The following is a 20800-nucleotide window of genomic DNA, read 5'->3' on the forward strand; positions in this document are numbered from 1 at the left end:
ATGGAATGAGAGATATAAAAAAGTTTTTACAAAAATTACGTCCTGTACAACTCATCGTTTTGTTTTATTTATTAGCGGTAGTTGTATCGGTGATATTGCTTAGTTTACCGTTTGTTACGAAGCCTGGTGTGAAATGGACATTTATAGATTCGCTTTTTACATCGGTTAGTGCGGTAAGTGTTACGGGACTGTCTGTTATTACGATTTCAGATACGTTTACTACAGCAGGAATTATTGTTTTAGCCCTTATTCTACAATTAGGCGGCTTAGGAATTATGGCGCTTGGTACATTTGTTTGGATCATTACGGGAAAAAAGATTGGTTTGCAAAGAAGAAGATTAATTATGGCAGATCATAATCAAGGAAATTTATCGGGTCTTGTAGAATTGATGCGTTCTATTTTAATTGTAATTATTTCGATAGAACTTATTGGAGCAATCCTATTAGGTACAAGATTTTTACTTTACTTTCCGACTTGGCAAGAAGCTTATTTTCACGGTTTCTTTGCAGCTGTTAGTGCGACTACGAACGGCGGATTTGATTTAACAGGACAATCATTAATTCCATATAAAAAAGATTATATTGTTCAAATGATTCATATGTTACTAATTATTTTAGGCGCGATTGGTTTCCCTGTGCTAATGGAAGTAAAGCAATTTCTTAGTAAAAGGCGACAACAATTATTTCGTTTTTCATTATTTACAAAATTGACGACAACAACATTTTTTGCACTCGTTGTTGTTGGTACAATTATGATTTTTTTACTGGAGAGAAATCATTTTTTAGTAGGAAAGTCATGGCATGAAACTGTATTTTATACATTATTCCAATCTGTGACGACGCGAAGTGGTGGACTTGCTACGATGGATATACGTGAATTGTCACAACCGACGCTTTTATTTATGAGTATATTAATGTTTATAGGGGCATCTCCAAGTTCGGTTGGGGGCGGAATACGTACAACAACATTTGCTGTTAGTATATTATCGCTATACACTTTTGCGAGAGGCGGGAGAACGGTTAGAGTCTTCAAACGTCAGCTACATGAAGAGGATGTGCTGAAAGCATCTGTCGTTATGACAATGGGTATTTTATTATGTGCTACAGCATTATTTATTTTATCTATTACGGAAGATGTACCGCTTATGAGTCTAATTGTTGAAGTCTGTTCTGCTTTCGGAACGACAGGACTATCGACGGGTATTACGCCAGATTTAACAACTGTTGGTAAAATTGTACTCATTGTGCTTATGTTTATCGGTCGCGTTGGTATTTTAACATTTATACTAGCTAGTGGCGGAAGAGAACAGCCACCTCGCTATAAATATCCGAAAGAGCGGATTATTATTGGATAGTATGAAACCATTCTACCTATGTTAGGTAGAATGGTTTTTTAGTCGTTAATGCCAAATTGCGGATGCATAAAAGCATCCTTTTTATTATCTACTTCTTTTTTTAGCAACTCTTGATTTTCTTCTGAAATCCACCCAATATCATTTGTAGGATGGATCCATTCTTCTCCAGCCATAATGGCAGGATCTACTTCATCACTCCAATTGTTAAGCGGACTGTTCTCGGAATTATATTTACTGTCTCCAATTACAACATCATATTGATTCAAAAAAGGTTGTTGCATCGTTTTTCCTGTTCCTTTAAAAGATGGAAAATTCATTTGATGCGGGAGCGTTTCATCTAAAATGGGTGACTGAATTTTATCTTGCTTCTTCAAAATACGAGCTCCTTTTTATAATGATTTCTTCATATGTAGTATTTCCATCTAACGCCTCTTATGTACTTGTTAACACTTGCCAGTAATAATTATTTCAGCTTGCTTCAAACTAGAGTAGAAAGTGATTTCTTGAGAGCAGGTGAATGTATTGGTAAAAAGAAAAGTGAAACAAAATGCGGCAATTAACAATAATAAAACTCCGAAAGAAAGCTTACCAGATGCAGAATTTGCATTAGAGTATGAAGGAGAAAATAGCGCGAAGTATGCAAATCGTAATTCAAAAAAAGGGAAATAAAAATGAGGCGTTTTTTACAAACGCCTCATTTTTTTGTGGGATTATAAAGGAATTTTTAATTATTTGTAAATTTAGTGTTTTCTATCAGCAGAAAAATGCGAAAAAACATAGAAGTAGCAACGTATTACACAAAAACAAACAACAAACAAAAGATTAATGTTGGTTTAATACTGCTTTTACACTAGTTGTTTATATTTGAGTTGTACATAAGATTTGTAAAAGGAGAGAGAAACAGTGAAAAAAACAATCTTTAAAGCTGTAGCGACTGGAATGGTATTTTCGTTATTAATGGGGTGTGGTGCAAAGAAGGAAGAAAGTGCTGGAGCGAAAGTGAAAGATGACAAATTATCTGGATCATTAACTGTTTACACAGCGATTGAAGAAGAGCTTGTACCAATTTATCTTGATTCCTTTAAAAAGAAATATCCTGATGTGAAATTGAACATTGTACGTGATTCAACAGGAGTTATTACTGCGAAATTGTTAGCTGAAGGAAAAAATACACAAGCAGATGTTGTATGGGGAACTGCAGCATCAAGTCTATTAGCTTTAGATAAAAAAGATATGTTAAAAGGGTACTCTCCAAAAGGAGCGGACCGCGTTCTTTCGCAATTTAAAGATGACAAACAACCTGAAAAATGGGTAGGAAATACTGCATTTATGACGGGGGTTGCTATAAATAAAGAAGAATTAAAGAAGAAAAATTTACCGATGCCAGAATCATACGAAGACTTAACGAAACCAGAATATAAAGGAACGCTTGTTATGCCACATCCGGCTTCTTCTGGAACAGGATTTTTAACAGTTTCTGCATGGCTACAAATTATGGGTGAAGATAAAGGCTGGGATTACATGAAGAAACTTCATGATAATATGGCAACTTATACGCATTCAGGCTCAAAACCAGCGAAATTAGCAGGTGCAGGTGAATATCCAGTTGGCGTATCGATGGTTTATAGTGCTTTAAAGGAGAAACAAAAAGGTGCACCAGTTGAAGTTGTATTGCCGAAAGAAGGATTAGGTTGGGAAGTAGAAGCGAACGCACTTATTAAAAAAGATAATGCAAAAAATGAAAAATTAGCGCAAGCATTTTTAGATTGGGCAATTACTGATGATGTAATGAAGTTCTACTTCGAGAAAAATGGATTTGCAACAATTAAAAATGATTATAAACTTCCAGATGGATTCCCGAAAGATGTGACGGAAAAATTATATAAAAAGAATGACTTTAAGTGGGCAGCAGAAAATCGCGACAAAATTTTAGAAAAATGGGAAAAAGAGTTTGGCCAAAAAGCAGAACCGAAAAAGTAAGTGAGTGGGAGAGAGAAAAAATGAGCGAATATTTATCAATTCAACACATTCAAAAACAGTTTGATGCATTTACAGCGTTAAAGGATATTTCTTTTACTGTGAAAAAAAATGAGTTTGTATGTTTATTAGGCCCAAGTGGCTGTGGGAAAACAACATTGCTTCGAATTTTAGCAGGGCTAGAAGAGGCGACAACAGGTAGTATAGCTGTGAATGGAAAAGATATTACAGCATTACCTCCTGGAAAGAGGAATTTCGGAATGGTGTTTCAATCATATGCATTATTTCCGAATTTAACAGCACTTGAAAACATTGAATACGGCTTAAAGACAAAAAAGTATGGAAAAGCAGAAGTAAAAGAGAAGGCGCTATCGGCGTTAGAACTAGTTGATTTACTGAATGTAAAAGATAAATATCCTGCTCAAATGTCTGGTGGACAACAGCAGCGAGTAGCACTTGCACGTGCGCTCGCTCTGTCTCCGGATATTTTGTTACTCGATGAGCCGTTATCTGCTTTAGATGCAAAAGTGCGAGAAAAGTTGCGTAGAGAAATGCGTGATTTGCAAGAAAAAGTAGGAGTAACAACTATTATGGTCACGCATGATCAAGAAGAGGCATTAACGATGGCTGATAAAATTGTTGTAATGAATCATGCGGAAATTATGCAGATTGGAACACCAGAGGAGATTTATCAAAGACCAGCCAATCCGTTTGTGGCAGATTTTATTGGTTCTATTAATTTCTTTTCGAAAAATAATGAAGAACATGCAATTCGTCCTGAACATGTAACAATTGTACAAAAGGACGGTATTAAAACAGTTGTGGAAAGTATGGAATTTCGCGGATCTGTATATCGGACGGAAGTGCGAGTCTTACAAGAAAACACACACCTTTATAATGAGAAAATTGTAGTGGATATATTAGCGTCAGAAGTAGAAGCAACGGCTATTAGAAAAGGAAAGCCGATTCAAATCTCTTTCTCAGAAAATCATATGTTGTCATATGGAAAGAAGGTCATTGTATAGATGGAGATGTTAGAAAACTATAAGGTAGAAAGTACGAAAAAAAAGATTAAGAGAAGTATAGGGAAAGAGGAATGGATCCAAAGGTTCGTAATTATCGGTATGATTCTTTCTTTCCTTATCATACTTGTATTACCGCTATTACAACTATTTACACAAGCTTTTTATAATAAAGATGGAGTTTTCATTGGTTTAGCGAATTTCAGTAAATATTTCACAACACCAACTTTAGTTCAGTCTTTACAAAATACAGTATGGATTTCGGGCGCAACAACAATTATTTCAGTTGCAATCGCATTCGTTTACGCATATGCAATTGCCCGTACGAATGTTTTTGGAAAGCGTGTATTTCAGTATGTAGCGTTATTACCATTGTTCGCACCAACGATGATGCACGGTATAGCACTTACATATTTATTTGGTAATCAAGGGCTAGTAACGAAAGGAATGTTTGGTTTATTTGAAGGTATACAAATCCCTTTATATGGCCCAGTAGGAATTGTAATAGCTGAAGTTATGTATACATTTCCGCAAGCCTTTCTTATATTGCTAATTGCCTTCCAAGGATCTGATTATCGTTTATATGAAGCTTCTAATATGTTAGGGGCGAGTAAAACAAAGCAATTTTTCACGGTTACTTTACCTAGTGTAAAGTACGGATTAATTAGTGCAATGTTTGTTGTGTTTACACTTAGTTTTACTGATTTTGGGGCACCAAAAATTGTTGGTGGTCAATATAATGTGCTTGCTACTGACGTATACAAACAAGTAATTGGACAGCAAAATATGCCGATGGGTGCAACTGTCGGAATGATTTTATTAATCCCAGCTATATTCGCATTTGTAGTTGATCGTATTACGCAAAGAAAGCAGGCAAATTTCTTATCTTCAAAAGCAGTACCATACAGAATAATAGCTAATAAGAAAAGAGATGTCATCTCATTCATATATTGTAGTGTGATTACACTTATGATCATTCTATTATTTGTTGCAGTTGGTATTGCTGCAAGTGTGAAAGTATGGCCATATAATATGAGTTTTACATTTGAGCATTTTAATTTTTCGAGTTTAACAGGAGATGGACTTGAAGCATTTAAAAATAGCGTAATTGTTTCAGCAGTTACAGCAGTTATTGGGGCGATTTTAACATTTGCATTCGCATATGCAATTGAGAAAATAGACCAGCTACAATTTTTCAGAAAAACAGGTTACTTTTTCTCTATCGTTCCTTTAGCGATACCAGGTTTAGTACTCGGATTAGGATATGTCTTTTTCTTTAGTCAACCAACGATTCAAATTCTGGGACTATCAGTAACGAATCCGTTTCATTCTTTATACGGAACAATTGCTGTGTTAGTACTAGTAAATATCATTCATTTTTATTCTGTAACATTTGTCACGGCAACGACTGCCTTAAAGAAATTAGACCGAGAGTTTGAGCTTGTTTCGCAGTCGATGGGTATTCCGTTTTATAAAACATTCTTCCGAGTAACAGTACCAATGTGTTTACCAGCAATTTTAGAAATGGTAATGTACTACTTCGTAAATTCAATGGTAACTGTATCGGCAGTTGTATTCCTATATGCAGCTGATTTTAAACTAGCTGCCGTATCAATCGTAAATATGGATGATGCAGGAAATGTAGCGCCAGCAGCTGCAATGAGTGTACTTATTGTTGTTACAAATATTGTAGTGAGAGTTGTATATGAACGGGGAACGAAAGCACTTCGTAACCGAACTTCACAATGGCAAAAAAGATAAGTAAGAAAGGTGATGGACAGAATGAAAATTGAAGCAGTTATTTTTGATTGGGCAGGTACGACGGTTGATTACGGATGTTTTGCACCACTAGAAGTATTCATGAAGATTTTTCAAAAACGCGGCGTTGAAATTACAGCAGAAGAAGCACGTAAGCCAATGGGATTATTAAAAATAGATCATGTAAGGGCACTAACAGAAATGCCTCGTATTGCTGATGAGTGGAAGCGTGTCTTCGGTCAATTACCAACAGAAGCAGACATTCATGAGATGTATGAAGAGTTTGAAGAAATTCTCTTTTCTATTTTACCAAGTTATGCTACGCCGATTGATGGGGTAAAAGAAGTAATCGCTTCTTTACGTGAGAGAGGCATTAAAATCGGTTCAACAACGGGCTATACGAGAGAAATGATGGAAATTGTAGCAAAGGAAGCAGCGTTACAAGGATATAAACCTGATTTTCTTGTTACGCCAGATGATGTTCCAGCAGGCCGTCCATATCCATGGATGTGCTATAAAAATGCAATGGAACTTGGTGTGTATCCGATGAACCATATGATAAAAGTAGGGGACACAGTATCAGATATGAAAGAAGGTAGAAATGCTGGAATGTGGACAGTTGGTGTAATTCTTGGAAGTAGTGAGCTCGGTTTAACGGAAGAGGAAGTGGAGAGTATGGATTCGGTAGAGCTTCGTGAAAAAATTGAAATAGTTCGTAATCGGTTTGTTGAAAATGGGGCTCATTTTACGATTGAAACGATGCAGGAGCTCGAAAACGTAATGGAACATATCGAGAAACAAGAACTTATTATTTCATAAAAGGGGCACGGGATCATGAATGAAAATCACTACTTATTATTAACACCAGGACCATTAACGACAACAAAATCAGTAAAAGAAGTTATGCTATACGATTGGTGTACGTGGGATGATGAATATAATACGATGGTGCAAGAAGTAAGAGCTAAACTTGTATCGTTAGCGACGAAGGAGGAAGAGAAATATACAACAGTGTTAATGCAAGGAAGCGGTACGTTTTCAGTTGAAGCAGTAATTGGTTCTGTTATTCCGGGAAATGGGAAGCTCCTCGTTTGTACAAATGGTGCGTACGGTAAGCGCATTGTTCAAATGGCAGAGATGTTACAGATTGATGTAGTGATCAGTCAAACAGAAGAGTGGGAACCTACTAATATTGTAGAAGTAGAAAAGTTATTGCAAGAAGATAAAGAGATTACACATATTGCAGTTGTTCATTGTGAAACGACGACAGGAATTATAAATCCAATTGTAGATGTATGTAAATTAGGACAACAGTATGGAAAGGTTACAATTGTTGATGCGATGAGTAGTTTCGGCGGGATTGAAATAGACATTGCTGATTTACAAATTGATTTTTTAATTAGTAGTGCGAATAAGTGTATTCAAGGGGTTCCTGGATTCGGATTTGTAATCGCAAAACGTGATGAATTATTGAAGTGTAAAGGGCAAGGACGCTCTTTATCTCTTGATTTATATGATCAATGGGAAACGATGGAAAAACAAAATGGGAAATGGCGTTTTACTTCACCTACACATGTTGTACATGCTTTTTATCAAGCACTACTTGAACTAGAAAAAGAGGGAGGAGTAAGAGCGCGTTACAATCGATATTACAACAATCAAAAACTACTAGTAAATAGAATGGGAGAAATCGGATTTAAGCCACTAGTAGATGAGGAATATCAATCTCCTATTATTACATCTTTCATTTATCCAAAAAAGGGGTTTGAGTTTCAACAGTTATATAACGAATTAAAGCGTTATGGATTTGTTATTTACCCTGGAAAAATTTCGAAAGTAGATACGTTTCGCATTGGAAATATCGGTGATGTACATGAAGAAGATATTAATCGCTTAGTTGATAGTATTGCTAAAGGAGCTGTTATTGGGTGAAAGTATTTTGCTTAGGTGGAGCAGGTAAAATTTGTCGCGAAGCTATTTTGGATTTAGTTCAATTTTCATCTTTTGAGACGATTACTGTAGCTGATTTTAACGAGGTAGAGGGCCGTAAAGTAGTAGAATGGCTCAACGACCCTCGTGTTGATTTTGTAAAAGTAGATGTAACGAATCACGAGGATACGGTTGCAAAAATGATTGGTTATGACATTGTAATGGACGGTACGACGATAAAGCTAAACGGATTGTCGACTCGCTGTATTGCAGAAGCAGGCTGTCACGGTGTGAACTTAAATGGATTTGGTGAAGAAAATGAATCGCATGCTATATTTGTTCAAAATGAAAAAACATGTTTACCTGGATTTGGCATGACGCCAGGTGTAACGCAAATGATGGCAATGCATGCAGCAAATCAACTGGATACTGTAGAGTCCGTCCGTGTAAGTCACGGTTCGTATCGTCCGATTGCTTTTTCTGCTTCAATTACAGAGACAACGACATATGAATATGATCCACATTTACCATCGCGTATAGTGTATGAAGATGGTGAATTTAAGCAAGTACTTCCGTTTGCGCGTCCGAGAGAAATAGAATTGCCAGCGCCTTATGGTAAGGCAACGCAGTATATCATTCCGCATTCTGAAACGATTACGTTAGCAAAGGCACTAGAAAATAAAGGTGTCAAACTGATAGAGACGAGAGGAACTTGGCCAAAGCAAAATATGCAACTTGTACGTGCTTTATATGATTACGGCATATTGCGTAATGATCAGATTGAAATAAACGGGAAAGAAATAGGTATTATGGATTGTATTTCGCATTATTTATTACAATCGAAAGAAGGACAAGAAACAGATCTTTATGGATATGCACTTCATGTAGAAGTAATAGGTATGAAAAATAATGAGAAGCAAAGACATGTGTTATATCATACACACCCGTTATCTGATGGTTCTGTTGTAGGATGGGAAAAATTAAGAGCGTATACGAGAAACGTCGGTATTCCATTTGGGATTGCTGCAGAGTTAATTGCAAATGGAAATGTAAATAGGGTGGGTGTTGTTACGCCTGAAGAAGCCTTTGGAAATCCACAATTGATTTTTGATGAGCTAGCAAAGCGTGGTATTCATATTCATGAAGAAGTTGCTACTTACAAAGAAAATTATAACTTTGTATAAGTAAGGAAGTTTATGAGGGAGATATAAATGGGGTGAAGCTATGTCTGTAGTAGGAGAAGAAAGAAAGCGAACCATTCTTGAAAAGGTAGAATTTAAAGGGAAAGTAAAGGTTTCAGAATTAGCGAGAGAATTTGCTGTATCAACAGAAACAATTCGTCGATATTTAGAAGAATTAGATCGTGAAAAGAAGCTGAAAAAAGTGTATGGTGGAGCTGTTCAACTTCCAGGCGCTGGAGTAGAGGCACCAATGTTAGAAAGAGAAATGCTACATATAGAAGAGAAGAAAAGAATTGGTTATAAAGCAGCGACATTTGTAGAAGATGGTGATGTCATTGTAATTGATGATGGAAGTACACCGCTTCAAATGGTTCCATACCTTGTTCATCGTAAAAACTTAACAATTGTAACAAGTTCATTTCCAGTCGCAACACAATTAATTTCTTCTATTAATAAAAAGATGTTTCACGGTGAAGTTTTATTTATAGGTGGAAAAGTATCTCCAAAGCATTCGCGTGTATCAGGTTCTATTTCTCAGCAAGTCATACAGCAATTCCATTTTCATAAAGCGTTCGTTTCGATTGATGGGTTATTACCTAGTTTTGGAGTTTCCAGCTTTGAATTAGAGAAAGCAAAATTGTCAGAGGCGATGATGAAATTAGCTGAGAAAACATATATTTTATGTGATCATACGAAGGTAGGCGTGAAAGGGAATTATCGTATAGCAGCAATTTCGCGTATTCAACACGTAATTTGTGATAAAAAAATGCCATATAGCTTTGAAGAAGAACTTATGAAGCATAATATTCAGTGGACAGTTTGTTAAATACAGTGAAAGCACATAAACTCCCGCCTAATTTTTAGGAAGGAGTTTTATTGTCTGCAAATCGTAAAATAAAAGATTTGCATTTATGCAAAAAGTGGACACATTTTCTCACCTCTTTCATATAATTTACCAATACAAAAAAAGTTGGTCGAAGGAAAGAAGGGAGAACATGTCAGAACGAATATATAATAAACTTGTATTGTACGCGAATATTTTGCAAAAAATCGGTGTCATCAATGAGAAGGAAAAAAGTGAAATTCTTCATACGATAGGTAAAAAATCCCTTTGAATAAAGGGATTTTTTTATTTTTATCTTTAAAAATATAAATTTAATGTAATATTCTCATTGACAATGATAATGATATTCATTATCATTTATTTGTGAGTAATTGATAAGTATTATCAATTAAGAAAATTATATATGATAGGGGATATTATTTTGAAAAAAAATTATATGAAGGCGCTAATAGTAGCGACAACATTAGCAATTCCATTTGCTACGTACTCTACTCCAGCATTAGCGGCATTAAAAGTTGAAGCAAATCAATCGGTAGCAGCAGCGAGTGATCGCACGTATGATACTGAGATTAAAATATATAAGGACCAAAAAGACGAGCCATCTATGGTTTCTCAATATATAAAAGATGCTAAAGTAACGATTGCAGCTGGCAAAAAAGTTGTCACTGTAACAATGCAAGATAGCGATTATTTTCAATATCTTAGAATAGAAGATAGAAACCAGCCAGGTGTATTTCATGATGTGAAAGTTTTGTCAGAAGATAAGAGGAAGAATGGAACGAAAGTAGTTCAATTTGAAATTGGCGAGTTTGAGAAGAAGAACAATATGCAAATGCATATACTTATTCCGGCTATTGGATATGATCACAAATATCAAGTTCAATTTGAAATTAAAGATCCAACTGTAGGTAACAAAGAAACAGAGAAACCAGATGATAACTCTAATTCAGGCAATACGGAAACGGATAATCCAGTTGATAATCAAAATATGATAACAGATAACAAATTAAGAGAGCTTGTTAATAAAAAAGTATTTAATAGAAAAGATTTAAATACACCAATTACGAAAGATGAGTTATTACAAGTAAAGGATTTGTTTTTAAATACAAATGAGATACTTGATTATAGTGCATTAAAATATATGCCAAATTTAAAATCTTTAACAGTTGCGAATGCGAAGATAAAAGATCCGTCGTTCTTTGCGAACTTAAAGCAATTAAATCATTTAGCTTTGCGTGGTAATGAATTTGCAGATGTAACGCCACTTGTTAAGATGGATAATTTAGAATCCCTTGATTTAAGTAATAATAAAATTACAAACGTTGCACCACTAACTGAAATGAAAAATGTAAAAAGTTTATATCTATCAGGCAACCAAATAGAAGATGTAACAGCATTAGCGAAAATGGAACAACTAGATTACTTGAATTTAGCAAATAATAAAATTAAGAACGTTGCTCCATTAAGCGCTTTGAAAAATGTAACATACTTAACTTTAGCAGGTAATCAAATTGAAGATATTAAACCGTTATATTCATTACCTTTAAAAGACTTAGTATTAACGCGTAATAATGTTAAAGATTTATCGGGTATTGATGAAATGAAGCAATTAAATAAATTATTTGTCGGGAAAAATCAAATTAAAGATGTGACACCACTTACTAAAATGACTCAGCTTACAGAATTAGATTTACCTAATAATGAATTAAAAGATATTACTCCATTATCAAGTTTAGTAAACTTACAAAAGCTTGATTTAGAAGCGAATTATATTTCAGACTTATCACCAGTTAGCAATTTGAAAAAATTAATATTTCTAAGTTTTGTTGCAAATGAAATCCGTGATGTCCGACCAGTTATAGAACTAAGTAAGACGGCTTATATTAATGTCCAAAATCAAAAAGTATTTTTAGAGGAAACAGAAGTAAATAAAGAAGTAAAAGTACCTGTATATGAAAAAGATGGTGAGGTTTCTACGAAAATCCGTCTGAAGAGCGATAATGGTACGTATAGTAATGGTGTAGTGAAATGGAGTACACCAGGTGAGAAAGTATATGAATTTGGTGTGAAAGATCCATTCGCGGATACAGGAATCTTCTTTACAGGATCTGTTATTCAAAATGTAGTAGAAAGTAAAGACGGTAATACATCTAAAGAAGATGAGAAAACAGAAGTGGTAGAATTTAAAGATGTACCAAAGGGACATTGGTCAGAAGAAGCAATTAATTACTTAGCGAAAGAAAAATTATTTATAGGCTATGGAAATGGTGAATTTGGATTTGGTGATAACATTACTCGTGGACAAGTAGCACTTCTAATACAAAGGTATTTAAAATTAGAAAATAATCTAGAACCAAAAACGGCATTTACAGATACGAAAGGAAATATGTATGAAACGGCTATTGATGCAGTGGTTCAAGCTGGAATTATGACAGGATATGGAAATGGTATATTCCGTCCGGATGGAGTATTAACTCGATATGAAATGTCAGTAGTACTACAAAGAGTATTTCAGTTAAAAGAAAATGAAAATAGTACAGAGAATTTTCAAGATATACCAAATGACCATTGGGCGAAAGGGTATGTGAAAGCTTTAGTAGATAATAAAATATCAAAAGGTGACGGGGAAGGGAATTTTTTAGGAGATAATTTCGTAACACGTGAACAATATGCGCAATTTTTATATAATGCAATAAAGAAATAAAAAATGAGGAGAATGCGCTATTCTTTAATTAAAGAATAGCGCATTTTTTATGTACAAAATGAAATAGGAAATAGATAGGAGTATAGACATATGAATAGCCTATTTTAAAGAAGAACGACGAAACTATATTGACAAAAAAGCGTTCTCATGTGATAATTCAATTAAATTTTTAGAATAATCAAAAAATACTCCTTTTACATAGAAAGGATTCGAACCTTATATGAATATTATGCCGGGGGTGACGAAATGTTATTTTTTCTGAAGAAATGGAATGAATTAAAAGATGTGAAATCTGAATTGGCACTTCGTGATTGGTTTTATGGTACCAAAATTAGCTTATCGCTATGTACGTCAAAAGAGCCGTTAACATTTTTAGTAAACGTTGAGGGAAGAGATAAAGGGCTATTTTCGGAAGAAGATTTTATTGTCGTAAATTGCATGTGCGAGTCAGTATTTGAAAATGAAGAAAAACCAGCTGCAGAGTCATTTATGCATGCGGATATTTATAAAAAAAGTAGTGCAGGATGTATTTTACAAGTGCAGACTGTAGATAGTCATTTAATATCAGAGTTATATGGGGAAGAAGGAGAAGTAACGTTCGATAAACGCAGTGTGGAGCGTGTTTTCGGAAAAGAAGGTATAACAGAAATGACAATTCCAATTGTAGAAGATGAAAAAAAATTCGCTGATTTATTAGAAAGCAATGTTCCGAATTTCATTGAAGGTGGAGGGGTAGTTCTTGTTCATAATTATGGCATGATTGTGTGGGGAAAAACGCCAGAAGAAGCGAAAAAATGGTTAGAGGGTATAGAATATTTAATGAACTATCATGTAAAGTTATTAATGATTAAGGGTGCAAGGAGCTCTGTTATATAAAAATGGATGTGACATGGCTACAAGTTAATAATAAATGAAAGCGTTTTAAAAATAATTTCACTCATAAAATATAGGTCTCCTTATTATATATAGATTACATGTTGACATGTAAGGAGGAACATATTTTGCGAGTTAAATATCATTTTCTGCCAAAACAGCAAGTAACATTTTGCAAGATAAATGATTCTGGTGAAGAGGCACTGCAAATGATGAACGAAACGGGATTTCGAGCCATCCCAGTATTAGCAGAAGATGAGAAGAAATTCACGGGGATTATTTATAAAGTAGATTTATTAGAAAAAAAATGCAATAGCGGATTAGAGCATGTAAGTGCAGGAGATATGCTCGCTGATTCTAATGCATTTATTTTTGAAAAGGATTCCTTCTTCAGAGCTTTTTATGTAATTCGTCGGCTTCCGTTTTTAGCCGTGCTAAATGATTATAATGAATTTGTCGGTATGTTAACGCATTCGAATATATTTGATGTTATTGAAGATTCATTTGGTATGCGAACAGGTGGTTATATATTAACAATTGCAACACAAGATTGTAAAGGAACGATTAAAGAGCTTGGTACATTGTTAAAAGCATATAATATTGGTGGCCTATTTACGCTAGATAACGGTGATCAATATATCCGCCGCGTTATTGTAAATATATCAGATGAGTTAGATGAAACAAAATTAAAGCAATTAATCGGAAAAATAGAGAAAAAAGGATTCAGAGTGAGTCACGTAGATTATATTTAAGTTAAAAAGAAAAGTACCTATCTGTTATATATAGATAGGTACTTTTTTGTCCCGCTATTTGTGGGCAGTAAAATCCACGTCTCAAAATTTGGTGAAAGCAAAGAATTTAGGTGGGCGGGTGTTGCCCGTAAAAGCCCGATTGGTGAGGGCTAATTAAAGTTTCACTTTATGTGAGTAATGAACTTTATTTTGAAACAGGAGGCGGGGATAATGCTAGATCAGATAAGAAAATAAAGTCTGCATGCTCACGAATTTTAGGGATAGAAGTTTCAATAACGCGTGATGTAATTTCACCTGGAGGACCCACATGCCCGATAGCTACCATAATAGGTTTTTCTTGAATTTTTTTGATGAGTAATTGGGCTTGTTTTGAAATATGCCTTGCTGTATACACATCATCAAAAAATAGTTGGTTTTCAATAATAGGAACTCCTAATTCTTTTCCGATTTTTGGGACGACACTATTAGGGTTAGTTTTACTATCTAAGTAAAATAAACCGTGTTTTTTACAAGCAGCAAGTATAAGGCGAACAATTCTTTCATCCGCTGTTACTTTTGAGCCCATATGATTGTTCATTCCAATTGCATGCGGTACTTCTTGAATCGCTTGTTCAAGTCGGTTGTTTATTTCTTCATCACTTAAATCAGTTGTAATTGCTTTTGGCCCAAGCCATTCTTTTTTGCCTTTTATAGGTTCCATTGGCATATGTATAATAACTTCATGGCCTTTCTTATGGGCAGCTATTGCATCTTCTTTTGTGGAAGGAAGAAACGGCATAACAGCAACAGTGAGTGGAATGGGAAGTGATAACATTTGATTAGTCCCCTTCATATTATTACCGAAATCATCAATGACAATAGCAACTTTATTCGTATGAGCATTTGCTTGAATAGGAAATAAGAAGGACGGTAAAAACAAAACAATGATGAATAATGCAATCGTATATTTTCGCATATAAATATTTCCTTTCTATTGTTATCCCGCTATTTGTGGTAGTAAGACTCCCACCTCAACATTGGGCTGGATAGGTGGGAGATTCACTGCCTACCCGATTGGTGAATGCTAATAATCAGTGGGGGCTGAACAAAAAACACTGATTAAAGTTTCACTTTATCAATCATCATTATGTTTTGCTTTTTTATATAAATTAAACAAAAAATGTCGAAGAAAAGTAGGTGGAAAATTAAGAATCCCCGGTTTACGTAGAATTTATAAAAAAACAAGATGAAAAAAATGTCTATTATTGCGAATGTATTTACAAAGATAGAATAATTTGTAATAATTCTCAAAGTGAGGGTAAAGATTTGTAAATTACAGGGAGAAAATGTTAAAATTTCTGATTCTTCAAATTTGCATATGATTAAGTAGTTAAAAAAGTCAATGGAGAAGTGAAGTTAAGAGCATGGAAGTATAATAAGGGGGATATGGATGTTTACTGTAAAAAGGAAGTACACATTAGAAAAGCTTTCACGTGATATTCATATGAAACGTGAAGAAATGATTCAACTAGGATTAACAAGTGGGTTAAATAGTAGGGAGACAATTCAAGTTAGTCAAGAATTGGACAAGCTTATTTTACAATATCAATGTTATAAAGACAAACAAACACCGAAATGGTTTTCAATTATAAAAATACCTATTTTCCAAATCGGGTATGAAGGAAAATCAAATAATTTTTGGCGAATGCTTGTGGCTGGTTTTATGAAATAAGTATAATTACCCTTATAGGATAAGGATAATTATACTATGTGTAACGGAATTTCGATATGAACTGTCGTTCCTTCGTTTTCTGTACTGTCAATAAAAATATGCCCATTATACATCTCTACAATTCGTTTACATATGACAAGTCCAAGACCTGTTCCAGTATCTTTATTAGTAAAGAACGGATGAAAGAGGTGTTTTTGAATATGTTGCGGAATCCCTTTTCCAGTATCTGTAATCTGCAATTGTGCGTGTGTTTCATTGTTTTTTACTACAATGGTTAGTGTATCACTAGAAGTCATGGCCTCAATTGCATTTTTTGTAATGTTTAAAACCACTTGTTTCATATGGTCTTTCGAACAACGGATATGAACAGGATGGTCTGGCAAATGTAAATGGAATACAATGTTATGTAAATTCGCCTCAGATTGAATAATTAATGCTATCTCATTTAGAATTGTTCTTACATCATATGTTTGTTCGATGATGGCGGTTGGCTTTCCGAGAATAAGAAATTCACTTACAATTTCATTGATTCGCTCTATTTCTTGTTCAATTACGGAAAAGTAGAACTGATCTTGCTCATCTTTATATTTCTCTTTTAATAGAGCGACGAGTCCTTTAATTCCAGTAAGAGGATTACGGATTTCGTGTGCTGTACTCGCTGCAAAAGTTCCAACTAATTCAATTTTCTGTAGTTCATTTTGTTGTCTTTCAAGTTTTGTTTGACGTTTTAACAACATGTATTGAACAAGTAAAAATAAAATAGACATTAAAAATAAAGTAGCGATACACTCTATTGTAACCCACTGGTATAAGGTTTTTTGATGAATAGGTAATGGAGAAACAGAGACCTTCCAATTTAATCTTTGGAGTGGGGTAGTAAGCATATTAGAATGCGTATCACTTGTGTCGCTATTATCATCGGTTAGAAAAACTACATCATGTTTATCAGTTACCTCAAAATGGTATTGTGGTTTAATGGCATTTAAAGAAGATGAAATGTAATCAAAGCGTAAACTAGCTAATAATAATCCTGAGAGCTCCTTCTGTTTATTAAATATGGGAGCAGCAATCATAATAGCTTTATGTCCCAGAACGCGATCAGTAATGACTGATGATACAGTGGTTTTTTTAGTTTGGAGCACGTCTTGAATATATTTACGGTCTGAAACATCTATAGGCTTTGATTCATCTTCAGATGCGATTGTAATGACTCCTTCTGGTGTAGCGTAATATAGACCAGAAAAGCGTGCATCGTTTCCATCTGTATCATGTACAATTTGTTTAATGCCATTTATATTACCAGTCTCGGTGCCTACAACTTTTGCAAGCATGTCTAAAGCAGAAATTGCTTCACCAAGATGATGATCCAAATAATCTCTATATAAAAAGAGAACTGTATGAGCGGATAATTTGTTTTCCTGTTTCATTTTATATGTATGATACGAATAAAATGTAGCACCAATCCCTATTGTCGGTAGGATAACAAGCAATATATATATAATTATGCTTTGGAATTTGACTTTCAAATGTGGTACTCCTTCTTTTTTTATTATCATTATATATAAACTATGTTAAAATTGTCATGTTTTTATTCAAGAATGATTCTTAATATATTAGGGGAGAGGAAATGAATGAGTGAATGCTCATTCGGAATTCACATGAAGTATGAAGTGGCATTTTCTTTTTATTGCTGAGAATTTAAGTGAAGGGTTGAAAGTTGTATGACATCAAATAATGAACGAGAAGATATTTCTCAATCTTTAAAAGTATTTATTGCATTATCTCGTGTACATCGTTCTGTTATGGATACTACAAATAAATCTATACAAAGTAACGGGTTAAATCCAACTGAATTTGCTGTATTAGAACTGCTATATCATAAAGGCGGTCAACCACTTCAGCAAATTGGTGAGCGCATTTTAATAGCTAGTGGCAGCATTACATATGTTGTAGATAAGCTGGAGAAAAAGGGATTAGTAAAGAGAATCCCATGTCCGAATGACAGACGTGTTATTTACGCGCAATTAACTGAGTCTGGCGAGACCTTTATTGCTTCTATTTTTCCGGGGCATGAGAAAGTTATACATCAGTCTTTTGAAATGTTAACGAAAGATGAAAAAGATGAATTACTTGATTTATTAAAAAAAATTGGGAAGTATGAAAAATAATATGTTCCAAAGGAGCTTTGGATAAGTAAATCCAAGGCTTTTTTATTTGCAATGAACTCAGGGCAGTCACTGCCGAATTTTGTTGAAAATTAAGAGGGAATTCGAGAATACGTATTGAATTATAATAAAGGTATGTAATGGAGAGGAGGCTCGTTCATGTCATTTAAAGACTATGAATATAAACGCCCAAATATTGAAGAGTTAAAAGAGAAATTTACTGTTGCTTTAGAGAAGTTTGATAACGCAAAAACTGTAGAAGAACAAAAACAAGTCATTCATTCAATTAATGAAATTCGCAACGATTTTGGTACAATGGGAAACCTTTGTTACATTCGTCATTCTGTTGATACGACGGATACTTTTTATAAGGAGGAGCAGGATTTCTTTGATGAATTCTCTCCAGTTGTACAAGGATATGGTACAAAATATTATAAGGCACTCATTAATTCTCCATTTCGTGAAGAATTAGAGGCGTATTATGGAAAACAATTATTTGCTCTAGCAGAATGTGATTTAAAAACATATTCAGATGAAGTCGTGAAAGATTTACAATTAGAAAATAAATTATCATCGCAATATACACAGTTATTAGCATCTGCAAAAATTGACTTTGCTGGAGAAGAAAGAACGTTATCGCAACTGATTCCGTTTATGCAAGGAAAAGAAAGAAGGGAACGTAAAGCAGCAAGTGAAGCATACTACGGATTTTTAGCTGGAAATGAGGAAGAACTAGATCGTATTTATGATGAGCTTGTTAAAGTGAGAACGAAAATCGCAAAATCTTTAGGTTTCAAAAACTTTGTTGAACTTGGATATGCAAGAATGTACCGTACAGATTATAATGCGGAGATGGTGGCTAATTACCGTCAGCAAGTGCTGGATTATATCGTTCCCGTTACAACGGAATTAAGAAAGCGACAACAAGCACGTATCGGTGTAGAGAAGTTAGCTTATTACGACGAAAACTATGAGTTTGCTACAGGTAACCCAACTCCAAAAGGAGATGCGGATTGGATTGTTGATCATGGAAAGACAATGTATAAAGAGTTATCGGCTGAAACAGATGAATTTTTCAATTTCATGCTAGATAATGATTTATTAGATTTAGTTGCGAAAAAAGGAAAAGCTGGTGGCGGATATTGTACATATATTGAGAATTATAAAGCGCCATTTATTTTCTCAAACTTCAATGGAACATCTGGTGACATTGATGTATTAACACATGAAGCGGGTCATGCTTTTCAAGTATATGAAAGTCGTAAATTTGAAATTCCAGAATATAATTGGCCAACATATGAGGCATGTGAAATTCACTCTATGAGTATGGAATTCTTTACATGGCCATGGATGAAGCTATTCTTTGAAGAAGATGCAGATAAATATTACTTCTCTCACTTAAGTTCAGCACTTCTGTTTTTACCTTATGGTGTATCTGTTGATGAATATCAACATTATGTATATGAAAATCCTGAAGCATCACCTGAAGAGCGTAAGACAGCATGGCGTAACATAGAGAAGAAATATTTACCACATCGTGATTATGAGGATAATGATTATTTAGAGCGCGGTGGTTTTTGGCAACGTCAAGGGCATATTTATAGCTCACCGTTCTATTATATTGATTACACGCTTGCTCAAATTTGTGCGCTACAATTTTGGAAACGTGCAAGAGATAATAGACAAGAGGCGTGGGAAGATTATGTGAATCTGTGCCAACAAGGTGGAAGTAAATCGTTCTTAGAATTAGTAGAAGTTGCAAATTTAACATCACCATTTGCCGAAGGCTGTGTGAAAAGTGTTATTACAGAAATTGAAGCATGGTTACATGCGATTGACGACACAAAATTGTAAAAAACATGCACTTTTTTTCACATGTTTAACATCGACATAATGGGAAAATGATGAGATAATAAAAGAAAATTCAGAATACTAAAGAGGTGTTTCTAATAAGGAGCACCTCTTTTGACCAACAAAAGGGGGGAACAAGTATGCTTCAATCTAATATGGATGTAAGTTTAGAAAGTTTAGTAAACTCATTACAGTCTACTCGAAGCACGCTATTATCAGAAATTGAAATGTTAAATGACACCGAAGTGAATGTAAAGCCACGCCGTGATAAATGGAGTATTATTCAAATTTTACACCACTTGCATTTAGTTGAACAATCTGTCACGTCTGCCCTTGTATATGCTTTACAAAAAAATGAAAGAAACATGACTCCATTTAAAGACCTCCAACTTACGCTTGATCGCACACATAAACGAGAAGCTCCTCAGCAAATGCAACCAACAGAAACTTTAATGAAAAAACAGCAAGGAATTCAATTGCTAGAACATTCACGACAAGAACTATTACACGCACTTCATAGTGTTATAGATGAAAAAGATCTATTTGAAAATGGATTAAAGCATCCTGTTTTTAATGATCTGAATTTGTATCAATGGGTTCAATTTCTTGATTTGCATGAACAAAGACATCTTACGCAGTTAAAAGAGGCGAAACATGCAATTTTGCAGCGCTAAAGTG

Annotated in this window: 19 protein-coding genes; 16 read left to right on the top strand and 3 right to left on the bottom strand. The window is 34.5% G+C overall.

The genetic code is table 11. The annotated features are described in order from the left end of the window. Positions 1 to 5: 5 nt before the first annotated feature. Positions 6 to 1355 (top strand): TrkH family potassium uptake protein, encoded by a 1350-nt coding sequence (locus CGQ22_RS16970; protein ID WP_001204713.1) that lies wholly within the window; start codon positions 6 to 8, stop codon positions 1353 to 1355. Positions 1356 to 1393: 38 nt separating this feature from the next. Here the strand turns inward: CGQ22_RS16970 and CGQ22_RS16975 are convergent, their stop codons facing one another. Continuing rightward, positions 1394 to 1729, bottom strand: coding sequence for a DUF3905 domain-containing protein (locus tag CGQ22_RS16975; protein WP_000743724.1), 336 nt, complete (start codon positions 1727 to 1729; stop codon positions 1394 to 1396). A gap of 148 nt (positions 1730 to 1877) precedes the next feature. Here CGQ22_RS16975 and CGQ22_RS32010 point away from each other — a divergent pair, with 148 nt between their 5' ends. From CGQ22_RS32010 to cbpA, 11 genes are all read left to right on the top strand, one after another. Further along, on the top strand, positions 1878 to 2024 hold the full coding sequence (locus CGQ22_RS32010) for a hypothetical protein (RefSeq protein ID WP_000240798.1): 147 nt from the start codon (positions 1878 to 1880) through the stop codon (positions 2022 to 2024). Positions 2025 to 2258: 234 nt separating this feature from the next. Then, positions 2259 to 3335 carry a putative 2-aminoethylphosphonate ABC transporter substrate-binding protein gene (locus CGQ22_RS16990; protein WP_089149023.1) on the top strand — a complete coding sequence of 359 codons (1077 nt, stop codon included), beginning with the start codon at positions 2259 to 2261 and terminating at the stop codon, positions 3333 to 3335. 20 nt (positions 3336 to 3355) lie between these two features. Then, on the top strand, positions 3356 to 4357 hold the full coding sequence (locus CGQ22_RS16995; protein WP_089149024.1) for a putative 2-aminoethylphosphonate ABC transporter ATP-binding protein: 1002 nt from the start codon (positions 3356 to 3358) through the stop codon (positions 4355 to 4357). Beyond that, the gene (locus tag CGQ22_RS17000) at positions 4358 to 6115 is read left to right on the top strand and encodes a putative 2-aminoethylphosphonate ABC transporter permease subunit (RefSeq protein ID WP_139032727.1); all 1758 of its coding nucleotides are present in this window, start codon (positions 4358 to 4360) and stop codon (positions 6113 to 6115) included. Between the two features lie 21 nt (positions 6116 to 6136). Further along, entirely contained in the window at positions 6137 to 6931 is a 795-nt protein-coding gene (gene phnX / locus CGQ22_RS17005; RefSeq protein WP_000687400.1) for a phosphonoacetaldehyde hydrolase, read from the top strand. Positions 6932 to 6946: 15 nt separating this feature from the next. After that, positions 6947 to 8044 (top strand): 2-aminoethylphosphonate--pyruvate transaminase, encoded by a 1098-nt coding sequence (gene phnW, locus CGQ22_RS17010; protein ID WP_089149025.1) that lies wholly within the window; start codon positions 6947 to 6949, stop codon positions 8042 to 8044. Continuing rightward, entirely contained in the window at positions 8041 to 9225 is a 1185-nt protein-coding gene (locus CGQ22_RS17015) for a saccharopine dehydrogenase family protein (RefSeq protein ID WP_089149026.1), read from the top strand. Before phnW ends, CGQ22_RS17015 begins: the two co-directional genes overlap by 4 nt. A gap of 40 nt (positions 9226 to 9265) precedes the next feature. Continuing rightward, positions 9266 to 10048, top strand: coding sequence for a DeoR/GlpR family DNA-binding transcription regulator (locus CGQ22_RS17020; protein WP_065223916.1), 783 nt, complete (start codon positions 9266 to 9268; stop codon positions 10046 to 10048). Positions 10049 to 10487: 439 nt separating this feature from the next. Beyond that, on the top strand, positions 10488 to 12770 hold the full coding sequence (locus tag CGQ22_RS17030) for an NEAT domain-containing leucine-rich repeat protein (RefSeq protein ID WP_139032728.1): 2283 nt from the start codon (positions 10488 to 10490) through the stop codon (positions 12768 to 12770). Between the two features lie 246 nt (positions 12771 to 13016). Then, positions 13017 to 13646 carry a class II aldolase/adducin family protein gene (locus CGQ22_RS17035; protein WP_000896006.1) on the top strand — a complete coding sequence of 210 codons (630 nt, stop codon included), beginning with the start codon at positions 13017 to 13019 and terminating at the stop codon, positions 13644 to 13646. 125 nt (positions 13647 to 13771) lie between these two features. Further along, entirely contained in the window at positions 13772 to 14395 is a 624-nt protein-coding gene (cbpA, locus tag CGQ22_RS17040) for a cyclic di-AMP binding protein CbpA (RefSeq protein ID WP_001264205.1), read from the top strand. A 184-nt stretch (positions 14396 to 14579) separates the two neighbouring features. Here the strand turns inward: cbpA and CGQ22_RS17045 are convergent, their stop codons facing one another. Beyond that, on the bottom strand, positions 14580 to 15350 hold the full coding sequence (locus tag CGQ22_RS17045) for a divergent polysaccharide deacetylase family protein (RefSeq protein ID WP_001234108.1): 771 nt from the start codon (positions 15348 to 15350) through the stop codon (positions 14580 to 14582). Positions 15351 to 15824: 474 nt separating this feature from the next. On the opposite strand from CGQ22_RS17045, the gene CGQ22_RS17050 reads away from it, so the two are divergent. After that, entirely contained in the window at positions 15825 to 16106 is a 282-nt protein-coding gene (locus tag CGQ22_RS17050; protein WP_000495534.1) for an aspartyl-phosphate phosphatase Spo0E family protein, read from the top strand. 29 nt (positions 16107 to 16135) lie between these two features. Here the strand turns inward: CGQ22_RS17050 and CGQ22_RS17055 are convergent, their stop codons facing one another. Continuing rightward, a complete protein-coding gene (locus tag CGQ22_RS17055) occupies positions 16136 to 17632 on the bottom strand; it encodes a DUF3149 domain-containing protein (protein ID WP_000865056.1) in 1497 nt (498 codons plus the stop codon). 195 nt (positions 17633 to 17827) lie between these two features. Between CGQ22_RS17055 and CGQ22_RS17060 the strand changes: the two genes are divergently transcribed. The 3 genes from CGQ22_RS17060 (at position 17828) to CGQ22_RS17070 (ending at position 20796) form a co-directional block, all read left to right on the top strand. Further along, complete coding sequence (locus tag CGQ22_RS17060) at positions 17828 to 18274, top strand: MarR family winged helix-turn-helix transcriptional regulator (RefSeq protein ID WP_000203347.1); 447 nt, start codon at positions 17828 to 17830, stop codon at positions 18272 to 18274. Positions 18275 to 18430: 156 nt separating this feature from the next. After that, positions 18431 to 20125, top strand: a complete 1695-nt coding sequence (locus CGQ22_RS17065) for a M3 family oligoendopeptidase (protein ID WP_000008571.1) — start codon at positions 18431 to 18433, stop codon at positions 20123 to 20125. Between the two features lie 137 nt (positions 20126 to 20262). Next, positions 20263 to 20796, top strand: a complete 534-nt coding sequence (locus CGQ22_RS17070) for a DinB family protein (RefSeq protein ID WP_000941971.1) — start codon at positions 20263 to 20265, stop codon at positions 20794 to 20796. Positions 20797 to 20800 lie beyond the last annotated feature (4 nt).

This window comes from Bacillus sp. M13(2017) (genome assembly GCF_002218325.1).
Classification (GTDB): Bacteria; Bacillota; Bacilli; order Bacillales; family Bacillaceae_G; genus Bacillus_A; species Bacillus_A thuringiensis_K.

Bases quoted from the DNA above. Each gene is read 5' to 3' on its own strand.
- CGQ22_RS16970 (WP_001204713.1), top strand. From the start codon at position 6: ATGAGAGATATAAAAAAGTTTTTACAAAAATTACGTCCTGTACAACTC.
- CGQ22_RS16995 (WP_089149024.1), top strand. From the start codon at position 3,356: ATGAGCGAATATTTATCAATTCAACACATTCAAAAACAGTTTGATGCA.
- CGQ22_RS17000 (WP_139032727.1), top strand. From the start codon at position 4,358: ATGGAGATGTTAGAAAACTATAAGGTAGAAAGTACGAAAAAAAAGATT.
- phnX (WP_000687400.1), top strand. From the start codon at position 6,137: ATGAAAATTGAAGCAGTTATTTTTGATTGGGCAGGTACGACGGTTGAT.
- phnW (WP_089149025.1), top strand. From the start codon at position 6,947: ATGAATGAAAATCACTACTTATTATTAACACCAGGACCATTAACGACA.
- CGQ22_RS17020 (WP_065223916.1), top strand. From the start codon at position 9,266: ATGTCTGTAGTAGGAGAAGAAAGAAAGCGAACCATTCTTGAAAAGGTA.
- CGQ22_RS17035 (WP_000896006.1), top strand. From the start codon at position 13,017: ATGTTATTTTTTCTGAAGAAATGGAATGAATTAAAAGATGTGAAATCT.
- CGQ22_RS17045 (WP_001234108.1), bottom strand. From the start codon at position 15,350: ATGCGAAAATATACGATTGCATTATTCATCATTGTTTTGTTTTTACCG.
- CGQ22_RS17050 (WP_000495534.1), top strand. From the start codon at position 15,825: ATGTTTACTGTAAAAAGGAAGTACACATTAGAAAAGCTTTCACGTGAT.
- CGQ22_RS17060 (WP_000203347.1), top strand. From the start codon at position 17,828: ATGACATCAAATAATGAACGAGAAGATATTTCTCAATCTTTAAAAGTA.
- CGQ22_RS17065 (WP_000008571.1), top strand. From the start codon at position 18,431: ATGTCATTTAAAGACTATGAATATAAACGCCCAAATATTGAAGAGTTA.
- CGQ22_RS17070 (WP_000941971.1), top strand. From the start codon at position 20,263: ATGCTTCAATCTAATATGGATGTAAGTTTAGAAAGTTTAGTAAACTCA.